Annotated in this window: 13 protein-coding genes; 11 read left to right on the top strand and 2 right to left on the bottom strand. The window is 65.6% G+C overall.

Annotated features, from left to right (window positions below; all coding sequences use genetic code 11):
- The first annotated feature begins 20 nt into the window (after positions 1–20).
- From CQ050_RS22615 to CQ050_RS22590, 6 genes are all read left to right on the top strand, one after another.
- Complete coding sequence (locus CQ050_RS22615; protein WP_105559064.1) at positions 21–1,577, top strand: ABC transporter substrate-binding protein; 1,557 nt, start codon at positions 21–23, stop codon at positions 1,575–1,577.
- Positions 1,577–2,593, top strand: coding sequence for an ABC transporter permease (locus CQ050_RS22610; RefSeq protein WP_105559063.1), 1,017 nt, complete (start codon positions 1,577–1,579; stop codon positions 2,591–2,593). Before CQ050_RS22615 ends, CQ050_RS22610 begins: the two co-directional genes overlap by 1 nt.
- Positions 2,593–3,489, top strand: a complete 897-nt coding sequence (locus CQ050_RS22605) for an ABC transporter permease (protein ID WP_105559062.1) — start codon at positions 2,593–2,595, stop codon at positions 3,487–3,489. Before CQ050_RS22610 ends, CQ050_RS22605 begins: the two co-directional genes overlap by 1 nt.
- Before the next feature lie 4 nt (positions 3,490–3,493).
- Positions 3,494–5,416, top strand: coding sequence for an ABC transporter ATP-binding protein (locus CQ050_RS22600; RefSeq protein ID WP_105559061.1), 1,923 nt, complete (start codon positions 3,494–3,496; stop codon positions 5,414–5,416).
- Between the two features lie 63 nt (positions 5,417–5,479).
- Positions 5,480–6,793 (top strand): aromatic ring-hydroxylating dioxygenase subunit alpha, encoded by a 1,314-nt coding sequence (locus CQ050_RS22595; RefSeq protein WP_105559060.1) that lies wholly within the window; start codon positions 5,480–5,482, stop codon positions 6,791–6,793.
- Positions 6,790–7,308 (top strand): aromatic-ring-hydroxylating dioxygenase subunit beta, encoded by a 519-nt coding sequence (locus CQ050_RS22590; RefSeq protein ID WP_233214240.1) that lies wholly within the window; start codon positions 6,790–6,792, stop codon positions 7,306–7,308. Before CQ050_RS22595 ends, CQ050_RS22590 begins: the two co-directional genes overlap by 4 nt.
- 17 nt (positions 7,309–7,325) lie before the next feature.
- Here CQ050_RS22590 and CQ050_RS22585 read toward each other — a convergent pair whose 3' ends face one another.
- A complete protein-coding gene (locus tag CQ050_RS22585; RefSeq protein WP_233214239.1) occupies positions 7,326–8,222 on the bottom strand; it encodes a LysR family transcriptional regulator in 897 nt (298 codons plus the stop codon).
- 141 nt (positions 8,223–8,363) lie between these two features.
- On the opposite strand from CQ050_RS22585, the gene CQ050_RS22580 reads away from it, so the two are divergent.
- From CQ050_RS22580 to CQ050_RS22565, 4 genes are all read left to right on the top strand, one after another.
- Complete coding sequence (locus CQ050_RS22580; protein ID WP_105559058.1) at positions 8,364–9,302, top strand: dihydrodipicolinate synthase family protein; 939 nt, start codon at positions 8,364–8,366, stop codon at positions 9,300–9,302.
- A 97-nt stretch (positions 9,303–9,399) separates the two neighbouring features.
- Positions 9,400–10,380, top strand: coding sequence for a tripartite tricarboxylate transporter substrate binding protein (locus tag CQ050_RS22575; RefSeq protein WP_105559057.1), 981 nt, complete (start codon positions 9,400–9,402; stop codon positions 10,378–10,380).
- Positions 10,370–11,074, top strand: a complete 705-nt coding sequence (locus tag CQ050_RS22570) for an SDR family NAD(P)-dependent oxidoreductase (RefSeq protein ID WP_105559056.1) — start codon at positions 10,370–10,372, stop codon at positions 11,072–11,074. Before CQ050_RS22575 ends, CQ050_RS22570 begins: the two co-directional genes overlap by 11 nt.
- A gap of 209 nt (positions 11,075–11,283) precedes the next feature.
- Positions 11,284–11,862 (top strand): DJ-1/PfpI family protein, encoded by a 579-nt coding sequence (locus CQ050_RS22565; RefSeq protein ID WP_105559055.1) that lies wholly within the window; start codon positions 11,284–11,286, stop codon positions 11,860–11,862.
- A gap of 98 nt (positions 11,863–11,960) precedes the next feature.
- On the opposite strand, the gene adhP is transcribed toward CQ050_RS22565, so the two are convergent.
- Positions 11,961–12,986: an alcohol dehydrogenase AdhP gene (gene adhP, locus CQ050_RS22560; RefSeq protein WP_105559148.1), complete on the bottom strand. Its 1,026-nt coding sequence runs from the start codon at positions 12,984–12,986 to the stop codon at positions 11,961–11,963.
- Between the two features lie 262 nt (positions 12,987–13,248).
- Here adhP and CQ050_RS22555 point away from each other — a divergent pair, with 262 nt between their 5' ends.
- A complete protein-coding gene (locus tag CQ050_RS22555) occupies positions 13,249–13,638 on the top strand; it encodes a ribbon-helix-helix domain-containing protein (protein ID WP_105559054.1) in 390 nt (129 codons plus the stop codon).
- Positions 13,639–13,642: the final 4 nt, after the last annotated feature.

Genomic DNA, 13,642 nt, shown 5'->3' with positions numbered 1-13,642 from the left:
TCCGAGATCGGAGGCCGTTCATGATTCACGCATGGTGGGTACGGGGGGTGGGCAGGACGCTGGCGTCCTGTCTGGTGGTGTGCGGCACGCTGTTTGCAACGTCCGCCGGGGCGCAGGCCGACAAGCCGGCGCCGTCGGAAGAACTGAAGATCGCGTATCCGGTGGACGTGCCGTCGTGGGACCCCACCGCCGTCACCTTCCCCGCAGGGCAGTCGCTGTACAAGGCGGTTTTCGATTCGCCCTTGTTCATCGATGGCGACTTGAAGCTGCAACCCGCGCTGATCAAAAGCTGGCGCTGGCTGGACGACAAGAACATGCGGCTGGCCATCGTGCTGCGCGACGACGCCACCTTTCATGATGGCTCCAAGCTAAGCACCGATGATTTCAAGTTCAGTTTCCTGGACCGCCCCAAACGCGACAAGCGCCTGGCCATCAACGGCTTTTTCGGCGCGTTGCAAGACATCCAGATCAGCAGCCCCACCGAGGCCACGCTGGTGTTTTCCACGCCGACGCCCACGGCGCCGAACTACCTGGGCTTCCTGACGTCGTACATCCTGCCGCGCGCCTACCTGGAAAAAGTCGGTGAAGACGGCTTCCAGGCGGCGCCCATCGGGGCGGGGCCGTACAAGGTGGTGCGCTATGAACGCGGGTCGCGCGTGGTGCTTGAAGCGTATGACAAGTACTGGGGACCCAAGCCCGCCATCAAGCGCGTGGTGTTTGAATTCGTGCCGGATTCTTCCGCGCGCGTCGCCATGCTGGAATCGGGCCGCGCCGACGTGGCGGTGCAGATTCCACTGCGCGAGGTCAATCGCCTGAACAAGCAGCCCGCGCTGAAGGCCGAGGTCTATCCGTATAGCGAAATCTTCATTCTTCAGATTCCCAGCTACGTGCCGGAATTTCAGAATGAGCACGTGCGGCGCGCCTTGCACCTTGCGATCAACAAGCAGGCCATTTCCAAGGCCTTCTACGCCAGCGTCGCCAAGCCGCTTTCCGTGCTGGCCACGCCGGGCTCTGCCGGCGACGTGGCCGGTTTCAACTATGCGTTCGACAAGGCGGCCGCGCAGGCCGAGCTGGCCAAGGCGGGATACGGCCCGGACAAGCCTTTGAAGATCCAGTTCCTGTCCACCAACAACACGTTTCCCAGCGACTACGAGATGGCGCGCGCCATCGTGCAGATGTGGTCGCAGATCGGCGTCCAGGCCAACTTGCAGGAAATCACCCTGGCCAAGTATTTGGAACTGAGCCATTCGTCGAAAGTGCCGGGCGTGATGCTGTACAGCTGGGCCAATGCCACGGGCGACCCGGAAATCTTCGCGGGCAAGATCCTGGACCCGCGCTTGCGTTTCTCGACCTGGAAAGAACCCGAGCTGGCCAAGACCATCGACGCGCTGGCCGCCCAGGGCGACCCTGACAAACGCATGCAGGGCTATCGCGATCTGGCGCGCCAGGCCACGGAACATGCCTGGAGCCTGCCCCTGCTGCAATCGGTGGCCACGGTAGCGTCCAAGAAGTCGGTGGACATGAAGGTCTACCAAACCGGCTACATCCTGCCCGCGACGTACCGCTGGAGCCGCTGATGTGGGCAGCGCTGGTATCCCACTTTGTGCGCCGCCTGGCCGTGGCGGTGCCCACGATGCTGGCGCTGTCCGTCGTCGTATTCGTGGTGCTGCGACTGTTGCCCGCGGACCCGCTGGGCATGATGTTGCCGCCCAGCGCCACCAGTGCCGAGGTCGATGCCCTGCGTCACACCATGGGGCTGGACCGATCGCTGGTCGTGCAGTACGGCATCTGGCTGGGGCAGGTGCTGCACGGTGATCTGGGGCGGTCCATCAGTTCGGGGGCGCCGGTCACGCAGTTGATCGCCACCACCTTGCCCGCCACGCTGGAACTATCGATTGTGGCGCTGATCATTGCGCTGGCCATCAGCGTGCCGGGCGGTCTGCTGTTGTACGTCTTGCATGACCGCCGCGGCGAACTGGTCGCCGACACGGGGCTGGTGCTGCTCATATCCATTCCCGGCTTCCTGTGGGGCATTTTCCTGATGCTGGCCTTCGGTGTGCATTGGCCGCTACTGCCATTCTCAGGCCGCTTCAGTTCCGACGTGGAACTGGCAGGGCCCACCGGCTTCGTGCTGATGGACTTCCTGTTGCAGGGGCGCTGGCACGCCTGGGCGGACGCGGCCTCGCACCTGGTGCTGCCGGCCTTGGCGCTGGCGCTGGGCTTCAGCCCGCTGATCGTGCGCGTGCTGCGCGCCAGCTTGCTGGAAGCCAGCCACGAGCAATACGTGGCGGTCGCGCGGCTGCGCGGCCAGCCGGAACGGCGCGTCATCCTGCGGCACATGCTGCGCAATGCGTTCCTGCCCACGCTGACGCTGATCGGCGTGCAGTTCGGCTTTCTGTTCGGTGGCACCTTGCTGATCGAAATGATCTTCTCGTTCCCCGGCATGGGCAACATGATGGTGCAGGCCGTACGCAACCATGACTTGCCGCTGATCCAGGGCATTTCGCTGGTCTTCTGCGCGGTGATCCTGCTGATCAATGCCAGTGTGGACTGCCTGTATGCCGTAATCGACCCCCGCCTGAGAGACCACTGATGACGACGCTGAATATTCAAGCGGCCCCGGTCGCTGCCCGCCTGTCGGGCTGGTGGGCGGCGTTGCGCGCATCGCCCAAGGCCGCGCTGGGCGGCGCCATCGTGCTGGCGCTGCTGGCCATCGCGATCTTCGCGCCCGCCATCGCGCCCAACGATCCGCTGTCGCAAGACCTGTTGTCGCCCTTGCTGCCGCCGGCATGGGCGCCGGACGGGCTGTCGCAATACCCGCTGGGCACCGACAGCCTGGGCCGCTGCGTGTTGTCGCGGCTGATCTTCGGCACGCGCGTGGCCTTGTGGGTGGGCCTTTGCGCGGCCACGGGCGCGATGTTGGTCGGCTGTGTCCTGGCGCTGGTGGCTGCTTACTTCGGCGGGCGCGTGGACAAGGCCATCGGTTATCTGGTTGACCTGTGGATGTCGTTTCCGCCCGTGGTGCTGTCGCTGATCCTGATGGTGGGGCTGGGAACCGGCGTGGGCAACGTGATCCTGGCCATTGTGCTGGTGGACTGGACGCGATTCTGCCGCGTGGTGCGCGCCGAAGCGCTCAAGATCCGCCGCAACGATTATGTGACGGCGGCGCGGCTGATGGGCTTCGGTCATATGCGCGTGATGCTGCGCGAGATGCTGCCCGGCCTGGTGCCGCTGATCCTGACGTTGTTCAGCCTGCAGATCGGCATTGCCATCATTGTCGAAGCCATCCTGAGCTTCGTCGGGCTGTCGGTGCCCGCCGACGTGGTGGCGTGGGGGGTGATGATCGCCGACGCACGCAGCACCATGCAAGAAGCCATCTGGACCCTGATCGCGCCGGTTGCCGGCATTGTGTTGACGGTGTTCGGATTCAATTTGCTCAGCGACGGCATGCGCCAGATGCTGGATCCGCGCAAGCGTGCAAGGAATTGATCTCATGTCGCTGTTGAGCTTGCAGAACCTGACCCTGACCGTGGACGTCGACGTGGACGGCAAGCGCCTGCCCGCCGCCGTGCTGCGCGGTATCGACCTGGACATTCCCGAAGGCCGCATGCTGGGCCTGGTCGGCGAATCCGGCGCGGGAAAAAGCATGGTGGGCCGCATGGTGGCGGGCAACTTGCCGCCCGGCTTCAAGATCACGCAAGGCACGATTCATTTTCGGGGGCAGGACTTGAACCGCCTGCCGCCCGCGCAGCGCCGCGCGATGTTGGGGCGGCAGATTGCGTTCATTCCGCAAGAGCCGCTGTCGGGCCTGAATCCCGCGCTGACGGTGCGCCAGCAGTTGTTCGAGCACCTGCGCCATGTCGGCATTCCGGCCGCCCAGCGCGACGCCTATGCCTGCGCGCGCTTGCAGGAAGTGGGCCTGGCCGATGCCACGGCCATGCTGGCCCGCTATCCGCACCAGATGTCGGGCGGGCAGTGTCAGCGCATCCTGATCGCCATGGCGTTTTGCGGCGACCCGGCGCTGATCTTCGCCGACGAACCGACCACCGCGCTGGACGTCATCACGCAGGCGCAGATCATGCGGGTGCTGGCCGATCAGCAGCAACGCCACAAGACGTCTGTCGTGCTGGTCACGCATGATCTTCGGCTGGCCGCGCACGTGTGCGACACCATCGCCGTGCTGTACGCGGGCGAGGTGGTCGAGGTCGGGTCGGCACGGCAGGTGCTGGACGAGCCGTTGCATCCCTACACGCGCAGCCTGAAGGAATCCGCGCCCGGCATGATGGAGCCGACGCGGCCGCTGCGTACCTTGCCGGATTTCATGCCCGGCCTGCGGGACTTTGCCACGCTGCGCGGCTGCCGGTTTGCATCGCGCTGCCCGTCGCGGCAAGCGGTATGCAGCGAACGCGCCATCGGCTTGGTGGACCGTGGCGGTGAGCGCGCGGTGCGCTGCCTGCCGTCCATCCCCCCATTGGGCGCATCCACCGACGAGGACGGCGCGGCATTCCTGCACTTGCGCGCCAAGCCCGCCACGCGCGCGAAGTCTGTCGTGACGCTACACGACGTGGCGTTGAGCTACCCCGGCCGCCCGCGCCTGTTCCGCGCCAGCACGCCGCTGCAAATCCTGCATCCCTTGTCGCTGTCGGTCGCGCACGGGGAATTCCTGGGCATCGTGGGCGAAAGCGGCAGCGGCAAGACCAGCCTTGCGCGGCTGATCGCCGGCATGATTCCGCCCACGTCGGGCCGCATCGCGTATGCCGCGTCCACGGGTACCCCCCGCGCCGCGCCCGTGCGGGTTCCGCTGGCGGACCCGCGCGATGTGCAACTGGTGTTTCAGAACCCGGATTCGGCGCTGAACCCCCGCCGTACCGTCGGGTCGCTGGTGACGCAGATACTGGAAGCCGCGCCGCTGGGCGCGACATCGGAAACGGGGCGCGCGGCGCGCTTGAATACCGCGCTGCGCTTGCTGGCATCCGTGGGCATGCCGCCGGACGCCGTCACCCGCTTGCCCTCGCAACTGTCGGGCGGTCAGAAGCAGCGCGTCAACATCGCGCGCGCGCTATGCGTCACACCGCGCCTGATCGTGGCGGACGAAATCGTGTCGGGCCTGGACGTGTCCGTGCAGGCGCTGATCCTGAACCTGCTGTTGCGGTTGAAAGAAGAATTGGGCATTGCGCTGGTGTTCGTGTCGCATGACCTTGCCGTGGTGCGCTACCTGTGCACCCGCGTGCTGGTGCTGCACCAAGGGCGCATCGTGGAGCAGGGGCCGGTTGACGACGTCTTTGATCAGCCACGGCACGCCTATACCCGCGCGCTGATCGCGGCGGTGCCCCCGGATTCCGCCAGCCGCGCGTGGGCGCCGATACCCGCTGGCGCCATGCGCGAGCCGAACGCCGCACAGGCCAACGCGGCTTGACCGCAAAGCCGAACGGCACAACGAAATGCAAACCGAAATGCACAACGGAACGCAGGAGACGCTATGACGAACGATTCCGCTCAACAAGGGTTCGGGCATCTGGTCGCGCCGGATCAAGTGCACCGCGACTTGTACACGGACCCTAAGGTGTATCGCGCCGAGCAGGCGAGGCTGTGGACGCGCGCCTGGGTGTATGTCGGCCATGAAAGCCAGACGCCCGCCGTGGGCGACTACACCACCACCGACATCGCCGGACAGTCGATGATCATGCTGCGCAGCAGTGCCGACGAGGTCGCCGTGTTGATGAACCGGTGCGCGCACAAGGGCAGCCAGCTGGTGCACGAACGCCAGGGCAATTGCGGCAAGGTGCTGCGTTGCCCGTATCACGCGTGGTCGTACCGGCTGGACGGAAGCTTGTTGTCCATCCCGCTGAAGAACGATTACGAAGGCACCAACCTGTCCGCATGCCCGTCCGGAAAGGGCCTGGCATCGCCGGGTGGCTGCGTCAACTATAAAGGCTTTGTCTTTGCGCGGATCAGCGAAGACGGCCCGGACTTTGCCACGTATTTCGGCGAGGCGCTGGCCACGCTGGACAACATGGTGGCGCGGTCCCCGGACGGCCAGTTGTCGGTGCTGGGCGCGCCGCTGCGCAACCGGATTGGATGCAACTGGAAGCTCTATCTGGAAAACGTCAACGACACCGTGCACCCGATCTCGACGCACGAGTCGGCCGCCAGCGCCGCCAAGCACGTGTCGCAAAGCCTGCCCGAAGACGGCGACACCGTCTTGGCGATGGAGCAGCTGCTGCCGTTTGGCGCGGGCTACAGCTTTTATTCCGAGATGGGCGCGCGCGTGCTGCCGCACGGCCACAGCATCCTGGGCACCAAGTTCAGCATCCATACCGGCTACGCGCCGCTGCCCGACTATCAAGCCGAACTGGAAGCGCGCCATGGCAAAGAGGGCGCGCAACAGATCCTGGCGTTCTCGCCGCAGAACACCGTGCTGTATCCCAGCCTGGCGGCCAAGGCATCGCCCATGATCCTGCGCGTGCTACGCCCGCTGTCGGTCAACGAGACCTTGATTGAAACCTGGGCGTTCGCGCCCCGGAATGCCCCGGCCCGGCTGCGCCAGCGCGCCGCATCCTACGCCCGGCTGGTGTTCTCGCCCATGTCGATCGTGGCGCATGACGACGTGCACCTGTTCGAAAGCCAGCAGCGCGGCCTGGCCTGTGACGGCAATGAATGGCTGAGCCTGCATCGCGGTTATCGCGAGGGCGAGATCCAGGCGGGCGCAAGTTCGATGGACAGCGGCAATAACGAATGGGTCATCCGCAACCAGCATCGCGGCTGGCTGAATCTGATGGGAGACGCGGCATGAATACCGCATTGATGCCACCCGAGCCGGCGGCCTTGCAGCCGGCCCTGCACTCGGCTTTAAGCGCCTTCGTTTACCACGAGGCCATGCTGCTGGACACGCAGCGCTATGACGACTGGCTCTCGCTATACGCGCCGGACGGCCTGTACTGGATGCCCCTGTCGGCAGACCAGCCCATGCGGGACGAGTCGCCGTCGTTGCTCTATGAAGACCTGTTGCTGCTGCGCCTGCGGGTCGAACGCTATCGCAACCCGCGCGCGCATTCGCTGCATCCGGCCGTGCGCGGCCTGCGCATATTGCAAGCGCCGCGGGTTGAAGATGGCGAGCCGGGCGCGACGGTCCATCACACACGCACGAATTTTCTGTATGTGGAAACGCAAGGCGACGCGCAGCGCATGCTGGCCGCGACGGCGTATCACGCGGTCGAAGGCCGGCCCGGCGCGTTCAAATTGCGGATGAAAAAAGTGGTGTTGCTGAACGCAGATGCCTCGTTGCCGGCGATTCAGCTGCTGATGTAGCGGCTGCTTGCCCTGGTTTAACCGTGCACCAGCGCCCATAGCTTTTCGGCCACCGGCGCCATGTCCGTCGGCTGCCGAAACAGGCAGATCTCCAGCGGGATATCCCATTGCGGCCCGCCGGCGCGCACCAGCATGCCCTGCTGCAAATCGTCGCGCACCAGCATGTCGGGCAGCCAGGCAACGCCCCGGCCCTGTACCGCCATGGACCGCAGCAGCGTGGCATGCGGTCCCACAAAGGTTGGCTGGATGCGTTCGGCCGCCACGGGCTGGTGCCGCAACTGGCTGGCCACGATGCGGCCCAGGCCCGACGTGGTGCCATACGCCAGGAAGGGCACCGCGCCCTCGCCGTCCAGCGTATGCGCCGGCTGGTCCGGCGCGCCGCCTTTGGCCGGCGCACTGACGGGCACCAGCACGTCGGTACCCAGACACACCTTGGGATAGGCGAATTCATCCAGTCGGCTGGCTACCTGAGGATGACGGTGGCACAGCAGGAACTGCACGCGACGCTGCGCCATCAAGTCTTCGCAAGCCTGGAAATTGTCGGACATCATCTGGATGGCGCCGACTTCCATGCTGGTTTCCAGCTGCGTCAGCCATTTCGGAAAGAACGACAACGCCAGCAGATGCGTCGCGGCAAAGCGCAGGCTGGCGCCATGCTGCGCGTGGGCGGCCATGGCCTTGATGCGCGCGGCTTCCAGGTCGGCCATCACCTGCTTGAGCAGCGGCAGGAATTTCTGGCCGGCCGCGGTCAGCTCAGTGGGGTGGGTGCTGCGGTCGAACAAGTCGGCGCCCACCCATTCCTCCAGCGCGCGGATGTGCCGGCTGAATGCCGGCTGCGCGATGGCGCGCGCTTCCGCCGCGCGCGAAAAACTGCCTGTCTCGGCCAGGGCGCAAAAGTCCTCCAGCCAATTCATGTCCAACGGTCGATTTCCGGGTCCCATGAGGTGTGTGCGCCGCAGCAAAAATAATTCTATGCAATTCGAGTATTGGACGGCCGCAAGGGGCTACCGCGATCATAAAGCCATTCCCCCACGCACAAGACACGGAGACGCAGCATGCCTTCCATCTCGAATTACCGGGGCATCATCCCGGCAATTTCCTGCCCCTTCACCGCCGACCACCGCATCGACGAGCCGGCGCTTCGCCGCCTGGCGTCGTGGCTGGCCGGCCATGATGGCGTGGTTGCCGTCATGACCAATGGCCACACCGGCGAGGTGTTTTCCCTGACCCCGTCCGAACGCACGCAGGTCACCCGTATCGTGGCCGACGAGCTGCGCGGCAAGCTGCCGGTGATCTCGTCGATTGTGTGCGAAGGCATCGCCGAGGCCACGGAACATGCCCGCGCCGCGCGCGAAGCGGGCGCCGCCGCGCTGGACGTCATGCCGCCCCATCATTGGCTGCGCTTTGGTTTCACGCCGGGGCATGCGCTGGATTATTTCGACGCCATTCACCGCGCCGCGCCCGACTTGGATCTGGTGTGCCACGTGTATCCCGCGTGGACGCGCGCCTCGTATTCGTCGCAACTGCTGGCTGACCTGGCCCGCCTGCCTTACGTGCAGGCGTTCAAGGTGGGCCAGCGCGACATGAACAAATATGCCCGCGACATCCAGGCGCTGCGCGACGCCGATGCGTCCAAGGCCATCCTGACCTGCCACGACGAATACCTGCTGGCCTCGATGGTGCAGGGCGTGGACGGCGCGCTGGTCGGCTTCGCCACCTTCATCCCGCAACTCATCATCGACTTGTGGGAGGCCGTCAAGGCAGGTGACCTGAAACGCGCCCAGCAGGTGCAGGCGCTGATCACGCCGCTGAAAGACGCGGTCTACGGCGGCGGCGAGCCCACCGGCGAAGCGCATGCCCGCATGAAGGCGGGCATGTACCTGGCCGGGGTGCTGGACAACGCCACCGTGCGGCCGCCCACCGAGGCGCCGGGCGATGCCGACATGGACGCACTGCGCGCGGCGCTGTCGAACGCGAAGCTGCTGGCGCGCTAGCACCGATTGCGCGCGTGGCGGCACGCAAGCAGGCGGATGGCCCGCGCCATACCGCTGCACGATGCCGCAACGGATAATCAATAAGAGGAGACAAATCATGCAAAAAAGAGTCGTGTTGCGCGCGCTGGTTGCGTTGTGCGTCGGTCTGGCCGGCGGCGCGGCGCAAGGCATTGCCCACGCCCAGGACAGCTATCCGTCACATCAGGTCCGGTTTGTGATTCCCTTTCCGCCGGGCGGCACGCTGGACATGCTGGGCCGCGATCTGGCCCAGAAGCTCAGCGAACAGACGGGGCAAACCTTCATCGTGGAAAACCGCTCGGGCGGCAACGGCATCATCGGCGCGGACGTGGTGGCCAAGTCCGCGGCTGATGGCTATACCCTGCTGTTCAACGCATCGACCTTCACAACCGCGCCGATGACGATGAAGTCGGTGCCTTACGACGTCGACAAGAACTTTGTGCCGGTGGCCATGGCGGGCAAGGCGCCGCTGTCCTTGTCCGTGAAAAAAGACCTGCCCGTGACGGACCTGGCCGGTCTGCTGACCTATGCCAAGCAGAACCCCGGCCGCCTGACTTTTGCCGTGGGCTCGATCGGATCGGCCGGCCATCTGGCCACGGAACTGCTCAAGCGCCAAGGCGGCCTGGATTACACGGTGATCCCGTATCGCGGCACGTCGCCCGCGTTGCAAGACCTGGTGGGTGGGCGTATCGACGGTTTCATCGACCCGGTGCTGGGCGCGGTGTCGTACTACAAAAGCGGCATGCTGAAGATACTGGCCGTGACGTCCGAAGCGCGCTTGCCCAACCTGCCCGACGTGCCGACGGTCAGCGAAGTCTTGCCGGGGTATCAGTTCTATAGCTGGTATGGGCTTTGGGCGCCGGCCGGCACGCCCACGGCCGTCGTCGAGAAGTTGAACGCCGAGGTCAACAAGGCCTTGTCCTCGGGCATGACGGCCAAGTACGAACAGCTGGGGGTGACGTTGACGCCGGGCTCCGCCGTTGCGTTCGCGCAATTCCAGAAAGACGACATGGCGCGCTCGCGGAAGATCGTGCAAGAGGGGCGCATTCATGTCGAATGAGCACAGCGCTGGCCTGGCCGTGGTCACCGGCGCCACGGGCGGCATCGGCCTTGCCATCGTGCAGCATCTGCTGAAGGCGGGGTGGCAGGTGGCGGGCCTGGATATCGGGCCGGCCGTGGCACGGCACGACGCCTATCGCCACATCACGGTTGACCTCTGCGACGAAGCGGCCACGCGGCGCGCGCTGGACACGCTGAAGGATGCGCGCGCGCTGGTTCATGCCGCAGGCATATTGCGGGTCGGGCCCTTGGCGCGGATGGACCCGGCAGATGGCGAGCGCATGTGGAAGCTGCACGTGGATGTCGCCGTTCGCCTGGCGCAGATCCTGACGCCCGAGATGGCCGCGCGCGGCGACGGCCGCGTGGTGCTGATCGGCAGCCGCGTGGCGCAGGGCATGCCGGGTCGCAGCCAGTACGCCGCGTCCAAGGCCGCGCTGGTGGCATTGGCGCGCAGCTGGGCCGCCGAGCTGGCGCCCCAGGGCGTGACGGTGAACGTGGTGTCGCCGGCCGCCACGCAGACGGCCATGCTGGATGACCCGGCGCGGGCGGCCAGCACGCCGCGCATGCCGCCGATCGGCCGGCTGATCCAGCCCGAGGAAATCGCGGCGCTGGTGCAATTCCTGATGTCGCGCGAGGCGGCAGCGATCACCGGCCAGGACATCGCGATCTGTGGCGGCGCATCATTGCCGCACTGAATGCGATGGCGAGGGCGCGCATGCCTGCACGGCCTGCCGGGCGCGGCAACACTTGTCGCCCCCGCCCGTTTCCCGCCTGTTCCCCGCGTGGTATCCCATTACCACCATCCGTCTCCCGGGCCCGGGCACAATGGCCGCTAGAACATCAAGAACCGGGGCCCACGACGCTGGGCGCGCAACCGGCCGCCCCTCATCCCAAGGAGAGAATCATGAGCAAAAGACTGTTGATGCTGGTCGGCGATTACGCCGAAGACTACGAAACCATGGTGCCGTTCCAGACGCTGCTGGCCGTGGGGCACACGGTGCACGCGGTCTGCCCGGATAAGAAGGCCGGCGACACCATCGCCACCGCCATTCACGATTTCGAGGGCGCACAGACCTACAGCGAAAAACGCGGTCACAATTTTTCGTTGAATTTCGACTTCGACCGCGTGGAGCCTTCGTCCTACGACGGCTTGGTGATCCCGGGTGGCCGCGCGCCGGAATACCTGCGCTTGAATGAAAAAGTGCTGGATATCGTGCGGTATTTCGATCAGGCCGGCAAGCCGATCGCTGCCGTGTGCCATGGCGCGCAGTTGCTGGCTGCCGCCGGTATCCTGAAGGGCCGCACGTGCTCGGCGTATCCGGCCTGCGCGCCGGAAGTGCGCCTGGCCGGCGGCACCTACGCCGAGATCGGCATCGACCAGGCCTACACCGACGGCAACCTGGTGACGGCGCCTGCATGGCCCGCGCATCCCGCATGGCTGTCGCAGTTCCTGGCAGTGCTGGGCACGAAGATCACGCCCTGATGGCGATGGCGGTTTCGGCGGCATGAATGACGCAAGGGCCTGGGGCGGTTGCCGCCCCAGGCCCTTGTGGTTGTGGTGCCGTGGCGCCTGTTGGCGGGTCAGGCGAAATCAAGCACGATGCGGCCTTCGATCTGGCCTTGCTTCATGCGGTCGAACACGCTGTTGATGTTCTCAAGGCTTTCCGTGGCGACGGTGGCGTGCACCTTGCCTTCTTCGGCGAACTGCAGCGACTCTTGCAAGTCCAGCCGCGACCCGACGATGGAGCCTCGCACGGTGATGCCGTTCAGCACCATGTCGAAGATCGACAGCGGGAAATCGCCGGGCGGCAGCCCGTTCAATGCCACGGTGCCGCCGCGGCGCACCATGCCCAGCGCTTGCTCGAACGCCTTGGGCGACACGGCCGTGATCAGCGCGCCATGGGCGCCGCCGATTTCGCGTTTCAGGTAAGCGGCGGGATCGGTGGTCTTGGCGTTGACGGTGACTTCCGCGCCCAAGCGGCGGGCAAAGTCCAGTTTGGCGTCGTCGATGTCAACCGCGGCCACGTTCAGGCCCATTGCCTTGGCATACTGCACCGCCATGTGGCCCAATCCGCCGATGCCGGAAATCACCACCCAGTTGCCCGGGCGCGTGTCGGTCATCTTCAGGCCCTTGTAGACCGTGACGCCCGCGCACAGCACGGGGGCGATGTCGACGAAGCCGACGCTCTTGGGCAGGAGCCCGACGTAATCAGCGGCCGCCAGCGCGTATTCCGCAAAGCCGCCGTTCACGGAGTAGCCCGCGTTCTGCTGTTGTTCGCACAGGGTTTCCCAGCCGCCCAGACAATGCTCGCAATGGCCGCAGGCGGAATACAGCCATGGAATGCCGACGCGGTCGCCTTCCTTCACGTGGGTGACGCCCGCGCCAACCGCCACGACGTAGCCGACGCCTTCATGGCCAGGTATGAACGGAGGGTTGGGCTTGACGGGCCAGTCGCCTTCCACGGCATGCAGATCGGTGTGGCAGACGCCGCACGCCTCGATCTTCACCAGCAGTTCGCCAGCACCGGGGCGGGGCACCGCGACTTCTTCGATTACCAGCGGCTTGCCGAATGCACGTGCAACTGCGGCCTTCATGGTCTTGTTCATCACATCCTCCGAAGTCTGTTCAGATTCACCATGCTCGAACGTGCGCGCATTCGGCACCATGATTTATATCAACCTGGGCGGAGTGCGGCATCGGCGGGAAACGTGTGGTTGCAGAATCGCCAGCGCCAAATAGGGCCGGACCGGAGCGGCGTAGCCTGCGGCGGGCCCATCCGGCGCCTTGCGGGCGGCGCGCCAAACGTCGTACAGTGGGCCTGGCGTGCCTGCCCAGGCGGACGCCTTGCCCCTTGGCACCGGAGCTCTCATGTGTGAAATCTTCATCCGCGCGAGCGAACAGTCCTACGCGCCTGAAACCCGTTCGTTGCGCTTGCATGGCGTGGCGACCAGCTTGCGGCTCGAGCAGTTGTTCTGGCAAGTGCTGGAAGAGATCGCCGGCCGCGACGGCATGCGCGTCACGCAACTGATCGAACGCCTGTACGACGAGCTGGTCGAATATCGTGGCGAGGCCGCCAACTTCACGTCGTTCCTGCGGGTGTGCTGCCTGCGCTATCAACTGCTGCAGGCCGAAGGCAGGATTCCGCTGGATGCCGCAGTGCCGATCCGTTCATTGAATCCGCAAGCCGTGCTGGAAGGACTACCCGCGTCGCTGTACGACGCGAAGCCGTTGCGCGCGAAGCGGCCGGTCGCGGCCTAGCGCT

Source organism: Achromobacter sp. MYb9 (assembly GCF_002975275.1).
In the GTDB taxonomy this organism is placed as follows: Bacteria; Pseudomonadota; Gammaproteobacteria; order Burkholderiales; family Burkholderiaceae_B; genus Achromobacter.
This window is presented reverse-complemented; position numbering and strand designations above follow the sequence as displayed.

What these genes read in the sequence shown, in the direction of transcription:
- CQ050_RS22615 (WP_105559064.1), top strand. Translation starts at nt 21, where the DNA reads ATGATTCACGCATGGTGGGTACGGGGGGTGGGCAGGACGCTGGCGTCC.
- CQ050_RS22610 (WP_105559063.1), top strand. Translation starts at nt 1,577, where the DNA reads ATGTGGGCAGCGCTGGTATCCCACTTTGTGCGCCGCCTGGCCGTGGCG.
- CQ050_RS22605 (WP_105559062.1), top strand. Translation starts at nt 2,593, where the DNA reads ATGACGACGCTGAATATTCAAGCGGCCCCGGTCGCTGCCCGCCTGTCG.
- CQ050_RS22600 (WP_105559061.1), top strand. Translation starts at nt 3,494, where the DNA reads ATGTCGCTGTTGAGCTTGCAGAACCTGACCCTGACCGTGGACGTCGAC.
- CQ050_RS22595 (WP_105559060.1), top strand. Translation starts at nt 5,480, where the DNA reads ATGACGAACGATTCCGCTCAACAAGGGTTCGGGCATCTGGTCGCGCCG.
- CQ050_RS22590 (WP_233214240.1), top strand. Translation starts at nt 6,790, where the DNA reads ATGAATACCGCATTGATGCCACCCGAGCCGGCGGCCTTGCAGCCGGCC.
- CQ050_RS22585 (WP_233214239.1), bottom strand. Translation starts at nt 8,222, where the DNA reads ATGAATTGGCTGGAGGACTTTTGCGCCCTGGCCGAGACAGGCAGTTTT.
- CQ050_RS22580 (WP_105559058.1), top strand. Translation starts at nt 8,364, where the DNA reads ATGCCTTCCATCTCGAATTACCGGGGCATCATCCCGGCAATTTCCTGC.
- CQ050_RS22575 (WP_105559057.1), top strand. Translation starts at nt 9,400, where the DNA reads ATGCAAAAAAGAGTCGTGTTGCGCGCGCTGGTTGCGTTGTGCGTCGGT.
- CQ050_RS22570 (WP_105559056.1), top strand. Translation starts at nt 10,370, where the DNA reads ATGTCGAATGAGCACAGCGCTGGCCTGGCCGTGGTCACCGGCGCCACG.
- CQ050_RS22565 (WP_105559055.1), top strand. Translation starts at nt 11,284, where the DNA reads ATGAGCAAAAGACTGTTGATGCTGGTCGGCGATTACGCCGAAGACTAC.
- adhP (WP_105559148.1), bottom strand. Translation starts at nt 12,986, where the DNA reads ATGAACAAGACCATGAAGGCCGCAGTTGCACGTGCATTCGGCAAGCCG.
- CQ050_RS22555 (WP_105559054.1), top strand. Translation starts at nt 13,249, where the DNA reads ATGTGTGAAATCTTCATCCGCGCGAGCGAACAGTCCTACGCGCCTGAA.